The sequence below is a fragment of the Streptomyces sp. NPDC005195 genome (assembly GCF_040608315.1).
In the GTDB taxonomy this organism is placed as follows: domain Bacteria; phylum Actinomycetota; class Actinomycetes; order Streptomycetales; family Streptomycetaceae; genus Streptomyces; species Streptomyces kaempferi.
The window spans coordinates 146097-166577 of the sequence record NZ_JBEXHZ010000003.1 but is presented as its reverse complement, the minus strand read 5'-3'; the positions used below and the strand labels follow the sequence as shown (position 1 = coordinate 166577).

Here is a 20481-nt window from a genome sequence, read left to right as displayed (position 1 = left end):
CTCCCCATGATCAGTTCCCTTCTTGTGGCCAACCGGGGCGAGATCGCCTGCCGCGTCTTCCGCACCTGCCGGGAGGCCGGGATCCGGACCGTCGCCGTGCACTCGGACGCCGACGAGGACGCCCTGCACGTGCGGGAGGCCGACGCGGCGGTGCGGCTGCCGGGCTCGACACCCGCACAGACGTATCTCCGCGGCGACCTGGTCGTGAAGGCGGCCCTGGACGCCGGAGCGGACGCCGTGCACCCCGGGTACGGCTTCCTCTCCGAGAACGCGGACTTCGCGCGGGCCGTCCTCGACGCGGGCCTGGTCTGGATCGGGCCGCCGCCCGAGGCGATCGAGGCGATGGCGTCCAAGACCCGCGCCAAGAAGCTGATGGGTCTCGCCCCGCTGGTGGAGGTCACCGAGGACGACCTTCCCGTGCTGGTCAAGGCGGCCGCGGGCGGCGGCGGGCGCGGTATGCGGATCGTGCGCGAACTCGCCGCCCTGGAGACGGAGCTGGAGGCGGCGCGGGCCGAGGCCCTCAGCGCCTTCGGCGACGGTGAGGTCTTCGTCGAGCCGTACGTGGAGGGCGGCCGGCACGTCGAGGTGCAGATCCTCGCCGACACGCACGGCACGGTCTGGGCGCTCGGCACCCGCGACTGCTCACTCCAGCGGCGCCATCAGAAGGTGATCGAGGAGGCCCCGGCCCCCGGACTCGGGCAGCCGCTCACCGACACGCTGTACGACCTGTCCGTACGCGCCGCCCGCGCCGTCGACTACGTGGGCGCCGGGACCGTCGAGTTCCTGATCGCGGACGGCACCGCCCACTTCCTGGAGATGAACACCCGCCTCCAGGTCGAACACCCCGTCACCGAGGCGGTGTTCGGGATCGACCTCGTCGCGCTGCAGATCCAGGTCGCCGAGGGGGCCGCGCTCGACGGCGCTCCGCCCCCCGCCCGCGGGCACGCGGTCGAGGCCCGTCTGTACGCGGAGGACCCGGCGGCCGCCTGGGCCCCGCAGACCGGCACCCTGCACCGCCTCGCCGTCCCGGCCGCTGTCCGCCTGGACACCGGCTACGGCGACGGCGACCGGATCGGCGTGCACTACGACCCCATGCTCGCCAAGGCCGTCGCCCACGCCCCCACGCGCGCGCAGGCACTGCGCACCCTGTCGGGCGCTCTGGAGCGGGCGGACATCCACGGTCCGGTCACCAACAGGGATCTGCTCGTACGGTCCCTGCGGCACCCGGAGTTCACCGGGGGCCGCATGGACACCGGGTTCTACGACCGTCACCTCGCCGCTCTCACGGCGCCCGCCGCCGACCCGTACGCGCCGCTGGCCGCCGCCCTCGCCGACGCGCACGGCCGTTCCCGGTTCGGCGGCTGGCGCAATCTGCCCTCCCAGCCGCAGATCAGGCACTACCTCGTGGCGGGCCAGGAGCACGAGGTCCGCTACCGGCACACCCGGGAGGGGCTGACCGCCGAGGGGGTACGCGTCGTGAGCGCCGACGCCGGTCTCGTCGTCCTCGAGGTCGACGGCGTGCGGGAGCGGTTCCGGGTCGCACGCCACGGCGACCAGGTGTACGTGAACTCCACCGCCCTCACCGCGCTGCCCCGCTTCCCCGAACCCACCGCCGACCACGCCCCCGGTTCCCTGCTCGCGCCGATGCCCGGCACGGTCGTCCGGGTGGCCGAGGGCCTCGCCGAAGGAGTCCGGGTGGAGGCCGGCCGGCCCCTGCTGTGGCTGGAGGCGATGAAGATGGAACACCGGATCTCCGCCCCGGCCGACGGCACCCTCACCGCCCTGCACGTGGTCCCCGGCCAGCAGGTGGAGATGGGGGCCCTGCTGGCGGTCGTGGACGACGACGTGCCCGGGTAAGGACCGCGGGCGACCGCGCGCTCCGCCACGACCGACCCGCACCTTCCGTACTCAGGAGGCCAGATGAGCCCCGTAACAGAGACCGAAGAGCACCAAGCCCTCCGTGCCGCAGTCGCCGCCCTCGGCAGGCGGTACGGCCGCGACTACCTGACCAGCGCCATCCGGGAGGACCGCCACCCCACCGAGCTGTGGGCCGAGGCGGGCAAGCTCGGCTACCTGGGCGTGAACCTGCCGGAGGCGTACGGCGGCGGGGGCGGCGGTATCGCCGAACTCTCCCTCGTTCTGGAAGAGTTGGGCGCCGCCGGCTGTCCGCTGCTGATGATGGTCGTGTCTCCCGCGATCTGCGGGACCGTCATCGCCCGCTTCGGCACCGAGGAGCAGAAGCGCGCGTGGCTGCCCGGCCTCGCCGACGGCACCCGCACCATGGCCTTCGGCATCACCGAACCCGACGCCGGCTCCAACTCGCACCGGATCACCACCACGGCCCGCAGGGACGGCGCGGACTGGCTGCTGAGCGGCCGCAAGGTGTTCATCTCCGGCGTCGACATCGCCGACGCCACCCTCGTCGTCGGCCGTACGGAGGACGCCCGCACCGGCAGCCTCAAGCCCTGCCTGTTCATCGTCCCGCGGGACGCGGAGGGCTTCGGCCGACGGCAGATCGACATGGAACTCCAGAGCGCGGAGAAGCAGTTCGAGCTGACCCTCGACGACGTACGGCTGCCCGCCGAGGCGCTCGTCGGCGACGAGGACGCGGGTCTGCTCCAGCTCTTCGCCGGGCTCAACCCGGAGCGGGTGATGACGGCCGCGTTCGCGATCGGCATGGGCCGCTTCGCGCTCTCCCGGGCCGTCGAGTACGCCCGCGAGCGCACCGTCTGGAAGGCCCCCATCGGCGCCCACCAGGCCGTCGCCCACCCGCTCGCCCAGGCCCACATAGAGCTCGAACTCGCCCGTCTGATGATGCAGAAGGCGGCCTTTCTGTACGACTCCGGGGACGACGTCGCCGCCGGGGAGGCCGCCAACATGGCCAAGTACGCCGCCGGTGAGGCCTGTGTGAAGGCGGTCGACCAGGCCGTGCACACCCTCGGCGGCAACGGACTCACCCGCGAGTTCGGCCTCGCCTCGTTGATCACGGCCTCACGGGTGGCCCGTATCGCCCCGGTCAGCAGGGAGATGATCCTCAACTACGTCTCCCACCAGACCCTGGGCCTGCCCAAGTCGTACTGAGGGGCGCGCCGAAGGGCCGCACCGAAGAAGACCACCGGCCGGTCCTCCCACCGAGGAGGCCCACCGGTCACCCGCACCGCCCGAGCGCCCCGGTGGGTCCTCCCACCGAAGGACCCACCGGCCAGTCCTACCCGCGAGCCGCTCCAGGAGGACCCGTGTTCCGCAGTGTGTACGCCGATGTCCCGGCCGTCGAGGAACCCATCCACGAGGCCGTCCTCGGCCGGGCCGCCGAGCGCGGAGACACGCCCGCGCTGGTCGACGGCGTCGACGGCACCACGCTCACCTACGGCCAACTCGACCTGTTCCACCGCCGGCTGGCCGCCGCGTTCGCCGACGCGGGCCTCCGCAAGGGCGACGTGCTCGCCCTGCACAGCCCGAACACGATCGCGTTCCCGACGGTGTTCTACGGCGCCACGCGCGCGGGAGCGTCGGTCACGACCGTGCACCCGCTCGCCACGGCCGAGGAGTTCGCGAAACAGCTGCGGGACAGCGCCACGAGCTGGATCGTGACCGTCTCACCCCTTCTGGAGACGGCCCGGCGGGCCGCGCAACTGGCGGGCGGGGTACGGGAGATATTCGTCTGTGACACCGCGCCGGGACACCGGTCGCTGATCGACCTGCTCGGCTCGACCGCGCCCGAGCCACGGATCGACATCGACCCCGTGACGGACGTCGCGGCCCTCCCGTACTCCTCCGGGACCACCGGCGTACCCAAGGGCGTGATGCTCACCCACCGGTCCATCGCCACCAACCTGGCGCAGCTGGCGCGCTCGGTGCCGATGGACGAGGGGGAGCGCATCCTCGCGGTGCTGCCCTTCTTCCACATCTACGGGCTGACGGCCCTGATGAACGCGCCCCTGCGACAGGGCGCCACCGTCGTCGTGCTGCCCCGCTTCGACCTCGACACGTTCCTCACGGCCATCGAACGGCACCGCATCACGGGCCTGTTCGTGGCCCCGCCGATCGTGCTGGCGCTCGCCAAGCACCCGGCCGTCGAGGGCTACGACCTGTCGTCCCTGAAGTACGTCATCTCCTCCGCCGCGCCCCTGGACGCCCAGCTCGCCGCGGCCTGCGCCGAGCGGCTCGGCCTCCCGCCCATCGGCCAGGGCTACGGCATGACGGAACTCTCCCCCTGCACCCACCTGGTCCCGCTGGACGCCGCCGACGCGCCGCCGGGGACGGTGGGCAGGCTCGTCGCGGGCACCGAGATGCGGATCGTCTCCCTCGACGCCCCGGACGAGGAGCTGGGTGTCGGCGAGGCCGGGGAGATCGTCATCCGCGGCCCCCAGGTGATGAAGGGCTATCTGGGGCGTCCCGACGCCACCGCCGAGATGATCGAAGCGGACGGCTGGCTGCACACCGGTGACGTCGGGTACGTGGACGCGGACGGCTGGCTCTTCGTCGTCGACCGGGTCAAGGAACTCATCAAGTACAAGGGCTTCCAGGTCGCGCCGGCCGAGCTGGAGGCACTGCTGCTGACCCACCCGGGCATCGCGGACGCCGCTGTCGTCGGGGTCTACAACGCGGACAACAACGAGGTCCCGCACGCCCATGTGGTGCGTCAGCGCTCCGCCGGCGAGCTGTCCGAGGGAGAGGTCATGATGTACGTCGCCGAGCGTGTCGCCCCGTACAAACGGGTCCGGGGTGTCACCTTCGTCGACGAGGTGCCCCGGGCGGCCTCCGGGAAGATCCTCCGGCGTGAACTGCGGGACCGGTCGTGAGCGTCGTGCGCGCGGCCCACGACCGCGCCGTCACCACCCTCACCCTCGACTCGCCCGCCAACCGCAACGCCCTGTCGTCCGCGCTCGTGGGCGAACTGGCCGAGGGGCTCGCGCGGTGCGGTGCGGACGACGACGTCCGCGGGGTCGTCCTCACCCACACCGGCAACACGTTCTGCTCGGGCGCGGACCTGCGCGACCCGCCGCACCCGGACGCGCTCGTCGGTCTGCTGCGGCGGATCGTCGAGCTGCCCAAGCCGGTGGTGGCCCGGGTGACCGGGCACGTCCGGGCGGGCGGTCTCGGTCTGCTGGGCGCCTGCGACATCGCCGTCTCCTCCGGCGAGGCCTCGTTCGCCTTCACGGAGGTCCGCATCGGTGTCGCACCCGCCGTCATCTCCCTCCCCCTGCTGCCCCGCACGGACCCCCGCGCCCTGGCCCGCTACTACCTCACCGGCGAACGCTTCGACGCGGTGGAGGCGGTGCGGACAGGACTGCTGACCGCGACGGGCGACGACGCCGACGTGGTCCTCGCCCCCATCCTTGACGGGCTGCGCCGGTCCTCCCCGCAGGGTCTCGCCGAGACGAAACGGCTGCTCACGGCTAAGGTGCTGGAGGCCTTCGACCAGGACGCGGCCGCCCTGACGGCGCTCTCGGCCGAGCTGTTCTCCTCCGCACAGGCCCGCGAGGGGATGACGGCCTTCCTCGAACGACGGGATCCCGCATGGGTGGTGTGAGCACGGCGGAAGCCTGGGACGACACGACGGACGTGACCGGCACCGCCGCTCCGGAGCGCGCGGCAGCCGCGCGGCACGCGCAGAGCGCGGACCGTACCGGCCACGCGGCGGGTCAGGGGCCGCGCGGCTCCCGTCCCGCGCACGTCCCGAAGCAGGACCGCAGCCGGGCCACCCGGCAACGGCTGCTGGCGGCCGCCGTGGCCTGCCTCGCCGAACACGGCTGGGCGGGCTCCACCGTCGCCGTCGTCGCGGAACGCGCCGGCGTCTCCCGGGGTGCCGCCCAGCACCACTTCCCGACCCGCGAGGACCTGTTCACGGCGGCGGTGGAGTACGTCGCCGAGGAACGCTCCACGGCCCTGCGCGCCCTCTTCCCGGAGGGTGCCGCCGACCGGCGGGCCGTCGTCGCGGCCCTGGTCGACCTCTTCACCGGCCCGCTCTTCCGCGCCGCCCTCCACCTGTGGGTCGCCGCGTCCGACGAGGAGCAGCTCCGCCTCAGGGTCACCGAACTGGAGGCCCGTGTCGGCCGCGAGACCCACCGGATCGCCGTGGACCTGCTGGCCGCGGACGAGTCCCGCGCGGGCGTACGGGAGACCGTCCAGGGTTTCCTCGACATGTCCCGCGGCCTGGGCCTCGCCAACCTCCTCACGGACGACGCGGCCCGCCGGGAGCGGGTGGTCGCCCAGTGGGGCGAGATCCTGAACGGCGTACTGGACTGAACCGGGCGGCCGTCACGGGCTGAGCCGCTCCACCGTCCAGCCGCCGTCCGGCTCCGCCGAGTACCGCATCCGGTCGTGCAGGCGGTTCTCGCGTCCCTGCCAGAACTCGACCGTCCGGGGGGCGACGCGGAAGCCGCCCCAGTTCGGGGGCACCGGGACCCGCTCGCCCTCGGGGTAGCGGGCGCTCAGCTCCGCGTAGGCGGAGTCGAGCGGGGTACGGGAGGGGACGACCGAGGACTGGGCGCTGGCCCAGGCGCCGAGCTGGGAGCCGTGCGGCCGGGTACGGAAGTACGCGGCCGTCTCGTCGCGGCCGGTGCGCCGAGCCGTCCCGGTGACGATGACCTGGCGGGCCATCGGGTGCCAGGGGAAGAGCAGCGACACGTACGGGTTGGCGGCCAGTTCCCGGGCCTTGCGGGACTCGTAGTTGGTGTAGAAGACGAAGCCCTGCTCGTCGTACTGCTTGAGCAGCACCGTGCGGGAGCTGGGCCGCCCGTCGGCGTCGGCCGTGCCCACGACCATCGCGTTCGGTTCGTACACCACGCCCTGCACCGCGGCCTGCGCGGCCTGCTTGAACCAGCGGGCGAACTGGTCCATGGGGTGCGGGGCGAGATCGGACTCCACGAGGCCCTCGGCGCGGTAGTGGGCGCGCATCGCGGCGGGGTCGGTGCCGAGTTCCGTCGCGGGCCGTTCTCCGGCCTGTTCTTCGGCGGCGGCCTCGGCCGCGCGCTGGACGAGGGGTTCGGCGGATTCATCCGGGTAACGGTCGTTCACGCGGTCATCTTGCCGTACTTCGACCCCCACTCGGCGGGAGTGGGGTTCATCACTGCGTGGCACTGAGTGCCGCGTGCTCTCCCCAAAGGTGGCACCCGGGGATATCGTGCTGCTGCCGCTCCGGTGGGTGACCGCCGGCCGCACGGGGCATCACCGGGATACGTACCGGACCACGAGTCCACGAGCCGACCGTGGAACCGGACGTCGACCACCCGTCGCCGGCGCATGGTTTCCCACGGCACGGTCCATCGCACCATCTGTCCGCAGACCCCCTGTCGCACACATCATGAGGAGCCGCCTGATGTCCGACTTCGTACCCGGACTCGAAGGAGTCGTCGCGTTCGAGACGGAGATCGCCGAACCGGACAAGGAGGGCGGCGCACTCCGGTACCGGGGCGTCGACATCGAGGATCTGGTCGGTCACGTCTCCTTCGGAAACGTCTGGGGACTCCTCGTCGACGGCGCGTTCAACCCCGGCCTGCCGCCCGCCGAGCCGTTCCCGATCCCCGTCCACTCGGGTGACATCCGCGTCGACGTCCAGTCCGCGCTCGCCATGCTCGCGCCCGTCTGGGGGCTCAAGCCCCTCCTCGACATCGACGAGTCGCAGGCCCGCGAGGACCTCGCCCGCGCCGCCGTCATGGCCCTCTCGTACGTCGCCCAGTCCGCCCGCGGGCAGGGCCGCCCCATGGTCCCGCAGAGCGAGATCGACAAGGCGCACTCGATCGCCGAACGCTTCATGATCCGCTGGCGCGGCGAGCCGGACCCCAAGCACGTGGCCGCCGTGGACGCCTACTGGACGTCCGCCGCCGAGCACGGCATGAACGCCTCCACCTTCACCGCCCGCGTCATCGCGTCGACCGGCGCGGACGTGGCGGCGGCGCTCTCCGGAGCCGTGGGCGCGATGTCGGGCCCGCTGCACGGCGGTGCCCCCTCCCGCGTCCTCGGCATGATCGAGGAGATCGAGCGCACCGGGGACGCCGAGGCCTACGTCAGGCAGGCGTTGGACCAGGGCGAACGCCTGATGGGCTTCGGCCACCGTGTCTACCGCGCCGAGGACCCCCGCGCGCGGGTCCTGCGCCGCACCGCCCGCGACCTGGGCGCCCCCCGCTTCGAGGTGGCCGAGGCGCTGGAGAAGGCCGCCCTGGCGGAGCTGCACGCCCGCCGCCCGGACCGGGTCCTGGCGACGAACGTCGAGTTCTGGGCCGCCATCGTCCTCGACTTCGCCGAGGTCCCGGCGCACATGTTCACCTCGATGTTCACCTGCGCCCGCACGGCCGGCTGGTCGGCGCACATCCTGGAGCAGAAGCGCACGGGACGGCTCGTACGGCCGTCCGCGCACTACATGGGCCCCGGCCCGCGCGGCCCCCAGGAGATCAAGGGCTACGAGCGCATCGCGAACTGAGCCCGCTTCCGGGGCCCGTCCTGGGGGCCGCCGGTCATCACGCGGGCGTGAGCAGGTCCGCGTGATGACGGGCGGCGACCAGCGGATGGGCCCGGAGCTTGCCCTTCAGCTCGTTGAACCCGTACTCGGCGAAGAGCGGGTTCGTCGGGTCGTCGGTGATCCCGGGCGCGGCGGACGCGTGCGGGAAGACCAGCGGCTCGACACGGGCGTCGAGGCGCGGGTTGTAGAAGAAGGGCACCGAGAACCGCTCGGTGGCCCCGGGCGGACTGACGACCCGGTGGTTCGTGGCGACCAGGTAGCCGTTGGTGGCGACCTCCAGGAGTTCGCCCAGGTTGACCACGAACGCCCCCGGCATCGGCGGCACGTCGTGGAAGAGGCCGTCCGCCCGCTGCACCTGGAGGCCGCCCACGGTGTCCTGGAGCAGCAGCGTCAGGAACCCGTAGTCCTTGTGCGCGCCCACGCCCTGACCGGCGCCGTCCCCCGCGCTCCCCGGATACCGCACGAGCTTCAGATGCGGATGGGCCCGCTCCCCGAAGACCGGCTCGTAGAAGTCGGCGGGCGCCCCGATGGCGGTGAGCAGCTCGCGCAGCAGCCGTGCGGCGACCGAGCCGAGGCGGTCGATCCAGGTCAGGGCGGCGGTCCGCAGCTCCGGCAGCGCGGCGGGCCACTGGTTCGGGCCCTGCAGCCACCAGTAGGCGGGCTCACCCGCGCCGGGTGTCCGCGCGGGCCGCTCGGCGCCTATGTCCAGCTGGTCCCGCCAGTCCTGGCTGCCGCCCGTCCGCTCGTCGCCGGTGCGCGTGTAACCGCGGAAGTGCGGCGAGCCGACGTTGTCGAGGGCGAGCCGGTCGGCCTCGGGCAGTGCGAAGAAGCGGTGCATGGCGTCGAGCAGGGCGCCGGTCTCGGCCGCGCTCACCCCGTGCCCGACGAGCTGGAAGAAGCCCACGTCGTGGGCGGCGCTGTGCAGCTGCGCGTGCAGCAGGGCGCGGGCCTGGGGGCCGCGGTCGGCCGCCGAGAGGTCGATGATCGGGAGCTGCTGGTACGGCGAGGAGGACGGGTACGTCGTCATGGGGTGCGTCCGCGGGGTCTACGGGGTGCCCGTGGGGGCCGCCGGGGGTGGGGCGGGGGCCACGGATGCCGGGGGAGAAGGTGGGGGCGAGGTCAGGCGCTGGGCCGACAGCCCATGCTCGTGACACGCACGAAGTCCACGTGCCGGCGTCGAACGAGCATCGGAAGCATGGCCCAAGCGTACTGCGGACCCCCGCAAACGTGTGTGCCCCACCTCACATGCCCCGCACAACGCAGGCGACCCGCGAGTTCGGGTTCCTTCGCCTCGCGGCGGAGGAGCCGGCCGGACGTACCGGCGAACTCGCGGGTCGGGTGACTGCTGGAGATTGGGCCGGCTGCGCGCTGCTTCACGCGCGGGTCCGGCACCGCACTGGATGTGGTGACGGGCCGTCAGCCCGCAGCCACCTCACGCGTCCGGTTGGGATACATCTGCCGAACCACCTCCTCTCTCGTGTGCGTCACACCTTAGGAACGCATCGCGAACCGCTCAACTCCTTTTTCGACCGGCCCACGGTTCCTGGGACAGGTGGGACGGAATTCCCGGCGCGCAACGTTTTCGTCCAATCTTCGGGGAATCAGGTGTGGGCTGGGTCACGTTCGAGTTGAATGACTGCCAGTGAGTGAACTGTCTCGCCGTACGTGCGGACGCAGCCTGCAGGGGGTCCAGGTGAGTGCTTCCCGGCGTAGTGGGACCACCGATGAGCTGGGGCCGGACGAGCCCGAGCCGGATGGTTCGGATCTGCTTGCCGCGCTGCTGGACGGTATGGACGCGGCCCTGTGCGCGTTCGACGCCGACGGGGTCGTCACCCACTGGAACCGGGAGGCCGAGCGGATTCTCGGCTGGACCGCCGCCGAGGCCGTGGGGCGGCGCGGATTCGCCGGGTGGGCCGTACGGACCGCGGACGCCGAGTCGGTCGAGGGGCGGCTGCTGTCCGCCATGGAGGCCCCGGGCCGGCAGGTGAACGAGTTCGCGCTGCTGACCAAGGACGGCGGGCGGGTGCTCGTCCGGACCCAGTCCGCCGCCGTGCGCGGGCCCGAGGGCAAGCCCGCGGGGGTGTACTGCGCCTTCAGCGAGGTGCACGCGCAGATCGACCTGGAACGGTCCATCGCCCTGAGCGAGGCGCTGTTCGAGGACGCCAGCTGGGGCGTGGTGCTCGTCGACGCGGATCTGCGGCCCGCCGTGGTCAACGCCCACGCGGCCCGCGCGCTCGGGATGGGCCGCACGGCGGTGCTCGGGCGGCCCCTGGGGGAGTTGCTGTCGCAGGGCGTCGAGGAGCTGGAGGGCGCGCTCACCCACGTGCTCGCCGAGGGCGCGCCGCCCGCGCCCGCCGAGATGTGGGTGAGCGTGCGCTCGACGGACGGCGGGAAACGGCGGTGCTGGCGCAGCGGTTTCGTGCGGCTCGCCTCGCCGCTGACGGAGGAACCGGTCCCGCTCGGTGTCGGGTGGCTCTTCCAGGACGTGACGGAGGCCAGGCAGACCGAGCAGGAGGCGGCGCTGCTGCGGTTCCGGGCCAATCAGCTGCACCGGGCGGCGCGGGCCGCGGCCGAGTGCGAGGACCCGGGCGAGGCGGCCACCGTCCATCTGGACTTCTCGCTCGCCGGATTCGCCGACCACGCGCTGATCGACCGGGTGGCGGGTGGCCCGGTGGCCGACGGCGAAGGCCCCGTGCGGCTCGTACGGGTCACCGCCACGCCGGCCGGGGCGCCGGGTCCGAGTCTGCTGGCCGGAAAGGCCGGCCTGCCCGTGGGGTACGCCGAGGGGCACCCCGCGCTGCAGTGCGTGGAGCGGGCCGGCTCGGTGCGGGCCGGCTCCGGCGAGAGCACGCCCGAGCGGACGAGGGAGTGGGCGGCGGCCCGCCAGTGGCCGGCGGACTCGGTGCACGCCCTGTGCGCGGTGCTGCGCAGCCGGGGGCGGACGCTGGGCGTCGTGACGTTTCTGCGCGGGGCGGGGCGCAGCCAGTTCGAGCGCGCGGACGCCACGTACGCGGAGGACGTGGCCGTGCGGATCGCCATGGCGCTGGACCTGGAGGGGCTGGTGGAGCGGCCGTAGGCGCGGCGCGACGGTCTCGGGGGTGTGTTCCCGGCCTCCGGGCCCGCTGGGGCGTGACGGTCACGGCGGGGTGTCCTGGGCAGGTGCGCCGGCCGGCGCCGGTGTCCGGGCCGGACGGCTCAGCGCCGGTAGAAGATCCGGTCCCCGTACTCCGTCATCACCCGGCCGTTCCACTCGTGGCCGCCGTCCACGTTGCCCGAGCGCAGCAGCGGCGGCTCGACGCCGCGGTCGGCCAGCGCGCCCGCGGCCGTGGCCATGACGGCCTGGAGCAGGGCCGAGGTGACGACCGTGGAGGCGGGGGCGAAGGGCGCCTCGATGGCGTCCAGGGTCAGTTCCGCGTCCCCGACCGCGATCTTCGAGTCGAGGACGACGTCGCAGTGGTCCTTCAGATACGTCCCCGAGGTGTGCCGGGACGTCGTCTCCGAGGCGTAGGCGACCGAGGTGACCCCGATGACCTTCACGCCCAGCGCGCGGGCCTTCATGGCCATCTCGACCGGGAGCGCGTTGCGGCCCGACAGGGAGATGATCACGAGCAGGTCGCCGGCGCGGAGCGGGCTGCACTCGAGGGCCGCGCTCGCGAGGCCGTCGACCCGCTCCAGGGCGGAGCCCAGCGTCGCCGGCATGACGTCGACGCCGACCACGCCCGGCACCGTGAGCAGGTTCATCAGGGCGAGACCGCCCGCGCGGTAGACGACGTCCTGCGCGGCGAGCGAGGAGTGCCCGGCGCCGAAGGCGAACAGCCGGCCGCCATCAGTGACGGTGTCGGCGATGAGGGCGCCTGCCGCCTCGACGTCCTCGGCGCACTCGTCACGCACCCGCTGCAGCAGGCCGATCGCGGCGTCGAGGAACTGCCCGGCCAGCTTGCTGTCGCTCATCGGCGAAGCCCCTTAGAAGTCGCGTCGGCACAGGGCCGGCGAGCGGTTGAACCGGCGGCCCGGTGCGGCCTTGCTCCCGTCGTGTCGCGGATCACGTTGCGGTCTGGACCACTGCCGTGTCAATACGGCCCGCGGGAGCGACACTGGGCACAGGGCCGCCGACGCGCGGCCCGACGGCGGAGCCGCCCGGCCGCGGGCACCGGCCGCCCGCGGGGGTGCCGCACACCTGGGGACGGCGCCGGGCCGGACGTCCGCCCGGACGCCGGTCGTGTCCGATCCGGCCGGGCCCCGGACCGCGTCGCCGCGGAGGAGGCGGAGGCACTCGTCATCATGCGGTTCCCCCGGCGAGGCACGGTTGTCGGTGGTATGCGTCAGAATTGAGTTCAGGGCCAGCGCACAAGCCGGTGAGCCACCGAGCCTCCGGCAGAGCTAATCGAGGGGCACGTATGTCCGGACTGATCGACACCACGGAGATGTATCTCCGCACCATCCTCGAGCTGGAGGAGGAAGGCGTGGTCCCCATGCGCGCCCGGATCGCCGAGCGGCTCGACCAGAGCGGCCCGACGGTCAGCCAGACGGTGGCGCGCATGGAGCGCGACGGTCTGGTGGCCGTCGCCAGCGACCGGCACCTGGAGCTCACCGACGAGGGCCGCCGCCTGGCCACCCGGGTGATGCGCAAGCACCGTCTGGCCGAGTGCCTGCTCGTCGACGTGATCGGTCTGGAGTGGGAGCAGGTGCACGCCGAGGCCTGCCGCTGGGAGCACGTGATGAGCGAGGCCGTCGAGCGGCGCGTCCTGGAGCTGCTGCGCCACCCGACCGAGTCTCCGTACGGGAACCCGATCCCCGGTCTGGAGGAGCTCGGCGAGAAGGACGGCGCCGACCCGTTCCTGGACGAGAGCATGGTGTCGCTGGCCGAGCTCGACCCGGGTCTGGACGGCAAGACCGTCGTCGTACGCCGGATCGGCGAGCCCATCCAGACGGACGCGCAGCTGATGTACACCCTGCGCCGGGCCGGTGTGCAGCCCGGCTCCGTGGTGAGCGTGACGGAGTCGGCGGGCGGCGTGCTCGTCGGCAGCGGTGGTGAGGCGGCGGAGCTGGAGTCGGACGTCGCGTCCCACGTGTTCGTCGCGAAGCGCTGACGCGCCACGGGCGACGGCGGGCGTCGGACAGCCCCCGGTGGCCGTGGACGGCGTGTGCGCGGCGGACGGCGGGAGTTCCGTACGGAGCGCCGGCGTCCGGTGTTCGTGGGCGGGCGTCGACACCTCGGTGCGCGTCCCCCGGCCCTGAGCCCGCGAGGGGCAGCCCCCGGGCGCGGACCGCGCGGCCCGGCTTCGGCCGGACCCCGGGGTCCGCTCCCGGGAGCCCGCCGGACACGGCGGAAACCCGCTGGCCGCACCACCGCCGGGCGCTGTGGAGACCGTGCGACGGGCGCCTCCCCGACCGGCGTGGTGGTGTCAACTCCCGGGTCGGCAGTGGTAGTTGTGGTGCTCGCGCGACGTCGTCGAAACCAAGATTCAGTGTGCCGAATCGCAGCGGCGAGACCATTTGCGTGCGAGGCTGTCGCGTGAGGCATATGACCTGAGGGCTCTTGACCGTGTCCGAGAGGGATGTCGCACGGTCGGGGAGGGGGCGTGGAGGATGTGCCGCAGACAGGGAGAGGGCCCCGGCGCCAGATGGCGCCGGGGCCTGTCCTCCCCCGTGCTGACCCGGAGCCCCGAGCTCCCAGGGTCAACCCCTTCGGACCACTTGTCCCCGAGCGGTCCGCCTCCCGCTGAAGATCTCCCCTCGGCAGCGCCGGTCAATCCCCGGTCGTGGTCACTCGAACGAGGGGTGTTGTCGCCGAGCGGGCTATTTTCGAATATCCGTTCGATAATGTGGGGGGCGTACGACGGGCGCACCGGGTACGCGTAGAGCAGCACGCCGGCGGTGTCGGCACATCGACGGAAGCAGCGGCAGGAAGCGGCACGGAGCGGTACGAGGGACCGGCGGGCTCGAGTGGGAGCGGGGCGGTCCGAGCGAGCTAGGGGGGTGCCAGACCTATGGTGCGGCGCATCGACGTGACCGGCGCGGGCGGCCTACGCCTGGCTGCGTGGGAGTTCGCCGATTCTCCCGAGAACGCTCCTCCGACGGGCCGGCCGGCCCCCGGGGTGCTGCTGCTGCACGGCCTCATGGGCCGCGCCTCGCACTGGGCCCCCACCACCCGCTGGCTCTCCGGGCGGCACCGTGCCGTCGCGCTCGACCAGCGCGGCCACGGGCAGAGCGACAAGGCACCGCAGGAGGACTACACCCGCGAGGCGTACGTCGAGGACGCCGAGGCCGCCCTCGAGCAGCTGGGTCTCGCCCCGGCCGTCCTCGTCGGTCACGCCATGGGCGCGCTCACCGCGTGGCAGCTCGCCGCCAAGCGCCCCGACCTCGTCCGCGGGCTGGTCATCTGCGACATGCGGGCCTCGGCGTTAGGCGCCGCGTCGCAGCGGGAGTGGGAGCACTGGTTCAAGGCCTGGCCGATGCCGTTCGCCACGCTCGCCGACGTACGGAAGTGGTTCGGTGAGGACGACCCCTGGGTGGAGCGCCCCACCCCGTCCCGCGGCGAGTTCTACGCCGAGGTGATGCACGAGACGGCCGACGGCTGGCGGCCCGTCTTCGATCCCGAGCAGATGCTGAAGTCCCGCGAGACCTGGGTGTACGACGCCCACTGGGAGGAGCTCGCCCAGGTCCGGTGCCCCGCCCTGGTCGTCAGGGGGCTGGACGGCGAGCTCGGCCGGGCGGAGTCCCAGGAGATGGTCCGGGTCCTGCCGCACGGCCGGTACGCGGAGGTGGCCGACGCGGGCCACCTCGTGCACTACGACCGGCCGCAGGCCTGGCGCACCGCGATCGAGCCGTTCCTCGACGGCGTCCTCACCGGCTGACCGCCAACCCGGGGCCCGGCCCCTCGCGCGCCCCCGGGGCGTCTCCGCGAGCTCGCGCCCGCCTCGCGACGCCGGACACGCCCCGGCTCACCCCTTGCTCACCGCCGCCAGGATCTCCGGCAGCCGCCGGGCCGTCCGTGGCGCGGCCATCCGCAGCCCCAGCAGGGCGGCCAGCGCCCCGTACCCGGCCCCCAGCGGCAGCAGCAGCCAGCTCCACCGGTCCCCGTCCGCCGTCACGTTCACCCAGATCGCGAGGGCGATGACGGGAGCGCTCAGCAGGGCCGCCGAGACCATCCCGCCGAAGATGGAGATCCAGGCGAGGCCCGCCTGCCCGGGGGCCACGTTCTTGTAGCCCTCCTGCGGGATCGAGTACGGGAAGCGGGCCGACGACCAGGCGCCGGTGGCCAGCATCGCGCCGAGCAGCGCGAAGGACAGTCCCAGCACCTCGGGAAGCCGGGTCCAGTCACCGAGCAGGGCGGTCGTCAGGACGGTCACGAGCGTCGCGTACGGCAGGGTGATCACCAGCAGCGCCAGCGCCCGCCCGCGCAGTTCGACATACGCGTCGCGCGGCGACGAGATCGTCATCGCGACCATCCAGAACGCGGACGTGTCCTGCCCGAACTGGTTGTACATCTGGATCCCGAGCATCCCGGCCGCGAAGCACGCGAAGTAGACCGAGCCGGTGCCCTGCAGCGCGTTGAACACGGGCACGATCAGCCCGATGGCCAGCGAGGTCACCCACGCGGCCTTCGTCTTCGGGTCCCGCCACACGTACCGCAGGCTGCGCTCCATGACCGTCCCGGTGCGTCCCGCCGGCAGCAGCCGGCCGAGTCCCGACGGGCCCCTCTCCCGGGCGGGCTCCGCGGCCCCCAGCGTCGAGCCGTCCGGTGAGGTCATCAGGCGGGTCAGATGCCGCGACCACAGCGCCAGCAGTCCCGCCAGCGCGGCCACGCCCAGCGCCAGTTGAACGGCCCCGACCCCGTACGAGCCCTCGCTCACCGAGTCCACGGCGCCGATCGCCGACGCCGGCGGCACCCACCGCAGCACCTCCGCCACCGGGTCGAGTTCCGCGAGGCCGCCCGCCGAACCGAGTCGCTGCGCGCCGAAGTTGACCAGTTGCGCGCCGACCGCGATCACCAGCCCGCTGAGCACCGCCAGATCGCGGCCCTTACGGCTGGACAGCAGCCGGATGTTGGCGGCGGCGACGGCGCGCGCGAGGGCCACGCAGACGAGCAGGGCCACGGCCACGGCGAGGACGGCGGTGACGTACGCCGCCGTGCCGTGTGCCACCGAGACGACGGACCCGACGAGCAGACAGAGCGTGAACAGCGGTCCGATGCCGACCAGCGAGGCCGCGAGCAGCGCCCTGACGAGCGGCCGCGGCCGCAGCGGCAGCATGACCAGCCGGGTCGGGTCGAGCGTCTCGTCGCCGCTCGGGAAGAACAGCGGCATCACCGCCCAGCCGAGCGCCAGGACCACCACGAGCGGCACGGTGACGGAGGCGGCGTGCGGGTTGCCGCGCAGGGCGATCAGGCCCAGCAGCTGGAGGGCGGCGAAGAGGAGGACGAGGACGACCGAGGTGACGTACGCGGCCCGCCGCCCGCCCGACTGTCGCAGCCCGTTGCGCAGGAGCGACAGCTTCAGCCGTACGACGACGGGGGTGATCGACGCGGCGGAGGCGGGCGCGGAGGAACTCGCCGGGGTGCCCGACGCGGTGCTCGCGGGGATGCTCGCCGGAGTGCTCATCGTGCGCCGCCGCCCAGCCAGTCCAGATCGGCCCCGGGCGCGCGGCCGTGCGCGCCGACGAGTTCGAGGAACGCCTGCTGGAGGGAGGGCGCGTCACCGCGGACCTCCGCGAGCGGGCCGTGGGCGCGGATGCGCCCCGCGACCATGACGGCGACCCAGTCGCACAGGGACTCGACGAGTTCCATCACGTGGGAGGAGAAGACGACCGTGGCGCCCGATGCCGTGTACCGCTCCAGGACGCCGCGGATGGTCTGCGCGGAGACGGGGTCGACGCCCTCGAACGGCTCGTCGAGGAAGAGGACTTCGGGGTTGTGGAGGAGAGCGGCGGCGAGGCCGATCTTCTTGCGCATGCCCGTCGAGTAGTCGACGACGAGTTTGTGCTGGGCGCCCGCGAGGTCGAGGACGTCGAGGAGCTGGGTGGCGCGCTTGTCCACCTCCGGGCCGGGCAGGCCGCGCAACCGGCCGGTGTAGGCGAGGAGTTCGCGTCCGGAGAGCCGCTCGAACAGCCGCAGGCCCTCGGGCAGGACGCCGATCCGGGCCTTCACCGCCGCCGGGTCGCGCCACACGTCACGGCCCACGACCTCGACGGTGCCCTGGTCGGGCCTGAGCAGTCCGGTCACCATCGAGAGGGTGGTGGTCTTCCCGGCCCCGTTCGGGCCGACGAGCCCGATGAACCGGCCCGCGGGCAGTTCCAGGTCGATCCCGCCGACGGCGACCTGCTCCCCGAACCGTTTCCAGAGCCCTTGCACGTGTACGGCTGCTCCTTGGGTCATGGAGGCACCCTACGGGGGAGCGCCCTCGTTCCAAGGGGGCGGGAACCGCGCGACCGGCCACGTCGGAGAGCCCGAGCCGGATCAGGGCCGCGGTCCTGCGGCGTCACGGGCCTGCCGTCCTACCGGTCCCGTCCGCACGCGTAGGCGAGCGGCGAGATCAGCTCCTCCACGTCCGGCAGCCATCGGTTGGCGGGCGTGGGGCGGCAGACCCACTGCACGGCCCCCCGGGACCCGAACCGGGTCGGCGGGGCGGCGACGTACGAGCCCTCGCCGAGCGCGACGAGGCCGAGCGAGGCCGGCGGCCAGCCCAGCGCCCGTACGAGGTCGGGGGCCTTCGCGGCGGCACCGGGGAGCACGAAGAAGTGCATGCGCCGGTCCGGGGTGCAGGTGACCGGACCGAGCGTCAGCTCCATCCGCTCCATGCGGGCGAGCGCGAGGAAGCCGGCCGACTCGGGCACGTCGATCGCGTCGAACGTACGCCCGGTGGGCAGCAGGATCGACGCCGTGGGCTGTTTCGACCACATGCGGCGGGCGACGGTCGCGCTGCCGGTCGCCTGCGTGGCCCAGTCGTCGCGCGCCGGATGTGCGCCGGGCGCGGGGCACCCGCCGTCGCCGCAGGAGCAGCGCTGGGTCCCGTCGACGACTTCCAGCCAGACCCCCGGGAACACGTCCCAGTGGCGTTCCTCGGCATATCGCACGGCGGTGTCCAGCAGCGATTCGCCGCGCTGCTTCGGGATCTGGGCGGCCTCGGGCCCCGCGATGGTCTCTTCCACGATGAACACAACTCTGGTGGCCACGGGGGGTTACGGGCGTCCCGTGCGCGGGGGAGGGGCATCGTTCCCGCATGTGGGGCGCATGGATGCACGGGTGGGGGCGCGCGTGGGGAACGGCAGCGGGGGGTGGGTAACCAGGGGAGGGGTCGGGCAACCGCCCTTACCCCGGCAATCCTCACATGTCCCGCATCTTCGGTATGTCTGCGGGGCATTGATCTTCCTGGCCGGCCTCGTTCCGTGACGCCGGCCGATGAGGACACGTCACATCGGTGCGTGGGCAGGCACCGCAGCCACAGGGGGTACGCATGGCCGCAAGGCCGCTCGTCGCGCGGCAGCCGAACGAACGACTGCAGGCGCTCATCCAGGAAGCGGGCTGTTCCAACGCCGGCCTGGCCCGCCGGGTCAACATGTGCGGCGCGGAGCACGGTCTCGATCTGCGCTACGACAAGACGTCCGTGGCGCGCTGGCTGCGAGGCCAGCAGCCGCGGGGACGGGCGCCCGCGATCATCGCGGAGGCGCTGGGCCGCAAGCTCGGCCGTACGGTCACGATCGACGAGATCGGCATGGCGAACGGCAAGAACCTCGCGTCGGGCGTCGGCCTGCAGTTCTCGCCGACCGTCCTCGGCGCCATCGAGCAGGTGTGTGAGCTGTGGCGGAGCGATGTCGGGCGCAGGGACTTCCTGTCCGGCTCGTCCGTCGCCGCCTCGGCGCTCGTCGAGCCCAGCCGTGACTGGCTGATCTCCGCACCGGACTCCCAGGTGGCGCGCGCGGCGGGCCCGCGGGTCGGGCTCTCCGACGTGGCGGCGGTCCGCGCGATGACCCAGGCGCTGGTGGACCTCGACCACCAGTACGGCAGCGGCCATGTGCGCCCGGTCGTCGTGCACTACCTCAACAGCGTGGTCTCCGGCCTGCTCGCGGGCTCCTACCGGGAGGCGGTCGGGCGCGAACTCTTCGCCGCCGTGTCCCGGTTGACGGAACTCGCGGGCTACATGGCCATCGACACCGGTCAGCCGGGACTCGCCCAGCGCTACTACATCCAGGCGCTGCGGCTCGCCCAGGCGGCCGGGGACCGGGGCTACGGCGGCTACGTACTCGCCGCGTCCATGAGCCACTTGGCGGCGCAGCTCGGCAACCCGCGTGAGATCGCACAGTTGGCGCGCGCGGCGCAGGAGGGCGCGCGGGGGCGGGTGACGCCGCGCGCGGAGTCGATGTTCCACGCCGCCGAGGCGCGCGGGCACGCGCTGATGGGCGACGTGCGCGCCGCCCAGGTGGCTTCGGGGCGCGCGGTCACCGCCCTGGAGTCCGCCGACCCGGCCTCGGGCGACGACCCGGCGTGGATCGCGCACTTCGACGAGGCGTATCTCGCCGACGAGTTGGCGCACTGCCACCGTGACCTGGGGCAGTCGGAGGCGGCCGCGCGGTGCGCGGAGGAGTCGCTGGCCGGGCATCCGGAGTCGCGGGCCCGCCGCCGCGCCATCGGCTATGTGCTGCTCGCCACCGCGCAGGTCCAGCGGCGCGAGGTGGAGCAGGCGTGTCATACGGGGCTGCGGGCGGTCGAGTTGCTGGGCACCCTGCGCTCCAACCGCGGCGCCGAATACCTGGAGGACCTGCAGCAACGCCTCGATCCGTACCGGGACGAGCCGGTGGTGCGGGAGTTCGGGGCGAGGATGGAGCTGCAGGCGGCGGCGTGAACGTTTTGTCCGCACGGGCGTGAACGGCGGGAAAACGACGGTGTCCCGTGGGAGAGAAGGGGAATACAGCGCACGGCGGGACGTATTCGTTACCCCGGTCACCGGGGGCGGGGTGTTGACCTGTGCTGCGTGGCACGGGCTTGTGGGGACCCGGTAGCGTGAGCCGACGATTCCGAAAGG

At 73.2% G+C, this 20481-nt stretch carries 16 protein-coding genes; 10 read left to right on the top strand and 6 right to left on the bottom strand.

Annotated features, from left to right (window positions below; all coding sequences use genetic code 11):
- Positions 1 to 6 precede the first annotated feature (6 nt).
- The 5 genes from ABZV34_RS05205 to ABZV34_RS05185 all read left to right on the top strand — a co-directional run bounded on the left by ABZV34_RS05205 (position 7) and on the right by ABZV34_RS05185 (position 6249).
- The gene (locus ABZV34_RS05205; protein WP_356271455.1) at positions 7 to 1857 is read left to right on the top strand and encodes a biotin carboxylase N-terminal domain-containing protein; all 1851 of its coding nucleotides are present in this window, start codon (positions 7 to 9) and stop codon (positions 1855 to 1857) included.
- A gap of 63 nt (positions 1858 to 1920) precedes the next feature.
- Entirely contained in the window at positions 1921 to 3081 is a 1161-nt protein-coding gene (locus ABZV34_RS05200; protein ID WP_356271453.1) for an acyl-CoA dehydrogenase, read from the top strand.
- Positions 3082 to 3236: 155 nt separating this feature from the next.
- Complete coding sequence (locus tag ABZV34_RS05195) at positions 3237 to 4802, top strand: 4-coumarate--CoA ligase family protein (protein ID WP_356271451.1); 1566 nt, start codon at positions 3237 to 3239, stop codon at positions 4800 to 4802.
- On the top strand, positions 4799 to 5533 hold the full coding sequence (locus ABZV34_RS05190) for an enoyl-CoA hydratase family protein (RefSeq protein WP_356271449.1): 735 nt from the start codon (positions 4799 to 4801) through the stop codon (positions 5531 to 5533). The genes ABZV34_RS05195 and ABZV34_RS05190 overlap by 4 nt, the downstream gene beginning before the upstream one ends.
- Positions 5530 to 6249 (top strand): TetR/AcrR family transcriptional regulator, encoded by a 720-nt coding sequence (locus tag ABZV34_RS05185; protein ID WP_356271447.1) that lies wholly within the window; start codon positions 5530 to 5532, stop codon positions 6247 to 6249. The genes ABZV34_RS05190 and ABZV34_RS05185 overlap by 4 nt, the downstream gene beginning before the upstream one ends.
- Before the next feature lie 12 nt (positions 6250 to 6261).
- Here ABZV34_RS05185 and pdxH read toward each other — a convergent pair whose 3' ends face one another.
- Positions 6262 to 6900 (bottom strand): pyridoxamine 5'-phosphate oxidase, encoded by a 639-nt coding sequence (gene pdxH / locus ABZV34_RS05180; protein WP_356271789.1) that lies wholly within the window; start codon positions 6898 to 6900, stop codon positions 6262 to 6264.
- 421 nt (positions 6901 to 7321) lie between these two features.
- Between pdxH and ABZV34_RS05175 the strand changes: the two genes are divergently transcribed.
- Positions 7322 to 8422, top strand: coding sequence for a citrate synthase 2 (locus ABZV34_RS05175; protein ID WP_356271445.1), 1101 nt, complete (start codon positions 7322 to 7324; stop codon positions 8420 to 8422).
- Positions 8423 to 8459: 37 nt separating this feature from the next.
- Here ABZV34_RS05175 and ABZV34_RS05170 read toward each other — a convergent pair whose 3' ends face one another.
- Positions 8460 to 9488, bottom strand: coding sequence for a 2-oxoglutarate and iron-dependent oxygenase domain-containing protein (locus ABZV34_RS05170; protein WP_356271443.1), 1029 nt, complete (start codon positions 9486 to 9488; stop codon positions 8460 to 8462).
- A gap of 666 nt (positions 9489 to 10154) precedes the next feature.
- Between ABZV34_RS05170 and ABZV34_RS05165 the strand changes: the two genes are divergently transcribed.
- Complete coding sequence (locus ABZV34_RS05165) at positions 10155 to 11537, top strand: PAS domain-containing protein (protein ID WP_356271441.1); 1383 nt, start codon at positions 10155 to 10157, stop codon at positions 11535 to 11537.
- Positions 11538 to 11656: 119 nt separating this feature from the next.
- On the opposite strand, the gene ABZV34_RS05160 is transcribed toward ABZV34_RS05165, so the two are convergent.
- Positions 11657 to 12412, bottom strand: coding sequence for an SIS domain-containing protein (locus tag ABZV34_RS05160; protein ID WP_356271439.1), 756 nt, complete (start codon positions 12410 to 12412; stop codon positions 11657 to 11659).
- 446 nt (positions 12413 to 12858) lie between these two features.
- Here ABZV34_RS05160 and ABZV34_RS05155 point away from each other — a divergent pair, with 446 nt between their 5' ends.
- Positions 12859 to 13551, top strand: a complete 693-nt coding sequence (locus ABZV34_RS05155) for a metal-dependent transcriptional regulator (protein WP_356271438.1) — start codon at positions 12859 to 12861, stop codon at positions 13549 to 13551.
- Positions 13552 to 14451: 900 nt separating this feature from the next.
- Entirely contained in the window at positions 14452 to 15318 is an 867-nt protein-coding gene (locus ABZV34_RS05150; protein WP_356271436.1) for an alpha/beta hydrolase, read from the top strand.
- A gap of 87 nt (positions 15319 to 15405) precedes the next feature.
- Here the strand turns inward: ABZV34_RS05150 and ABZV34_RS05145 are convergent, their stop codons facing one another.
- The 3 genes from ABZV34_RS05145 to ABZV34_RS05135 form a co-directional block, all read right to left on the bottom strand.
- Complete coding sequence (locus tag ABZV34_RS05145; RefSeq protein WP_356271434.1) at positions 15406 to 17064, bottom strand: transporter; 1659 nt, start codon at positions 17062 to 17064, stop codon at positions 15406 to 15408.
- Positions 17061 to 17837 carry an ABC transporter ATP-binding protein gene (locus ABZV34_RS05140; protein ID WP_356271432.1) on the bottom strand — a complete coding sequence of 259 codons (777 nt, stop codon included), beginning with the start codon at positions 17835 to 17837 and terminating at the stop codon, positions 17061 to 17063. Before ABZV34_RS05140 ends, ABZV34_RS05145 begins: the two co-directional genes overlap by 4 nt.
- A gap of 119 nt (positions 17838 to 17956) precedes the next feature.
- Positions 17957 to 18619 carry a bifunctional DNA primase/polymerase gene (locus tag ABZV34_RS05135; protein ID WP_356271787.1) on the bottom strand — a complete coding sequence of 221 codons (663 nt, stop codon included), beginning with the start codon at positions 18617 to 18619 and terminating at the stop codon, positions 17957 to 17959.
- 296 nt (positions 18620 to 18915) lie between these two features.
- Between ABZV34_RS05135 and ABZV34_RS05130 the strand changes: the two genes are divergently transcribed.
- Positions 18916 to 20301 (top strand): transcriptional regulator, encoded by a 1386-nt coding sequence (locus ABZV34_RS05130; protein WP_356271430.1) that lies wholly within the window; start codon positions 18916 to 18918, stop codon positions 20299 to 20301.
- The last annotated feature ends 180 nt before the right edge of the window (positions 20302 to 20481 follow it).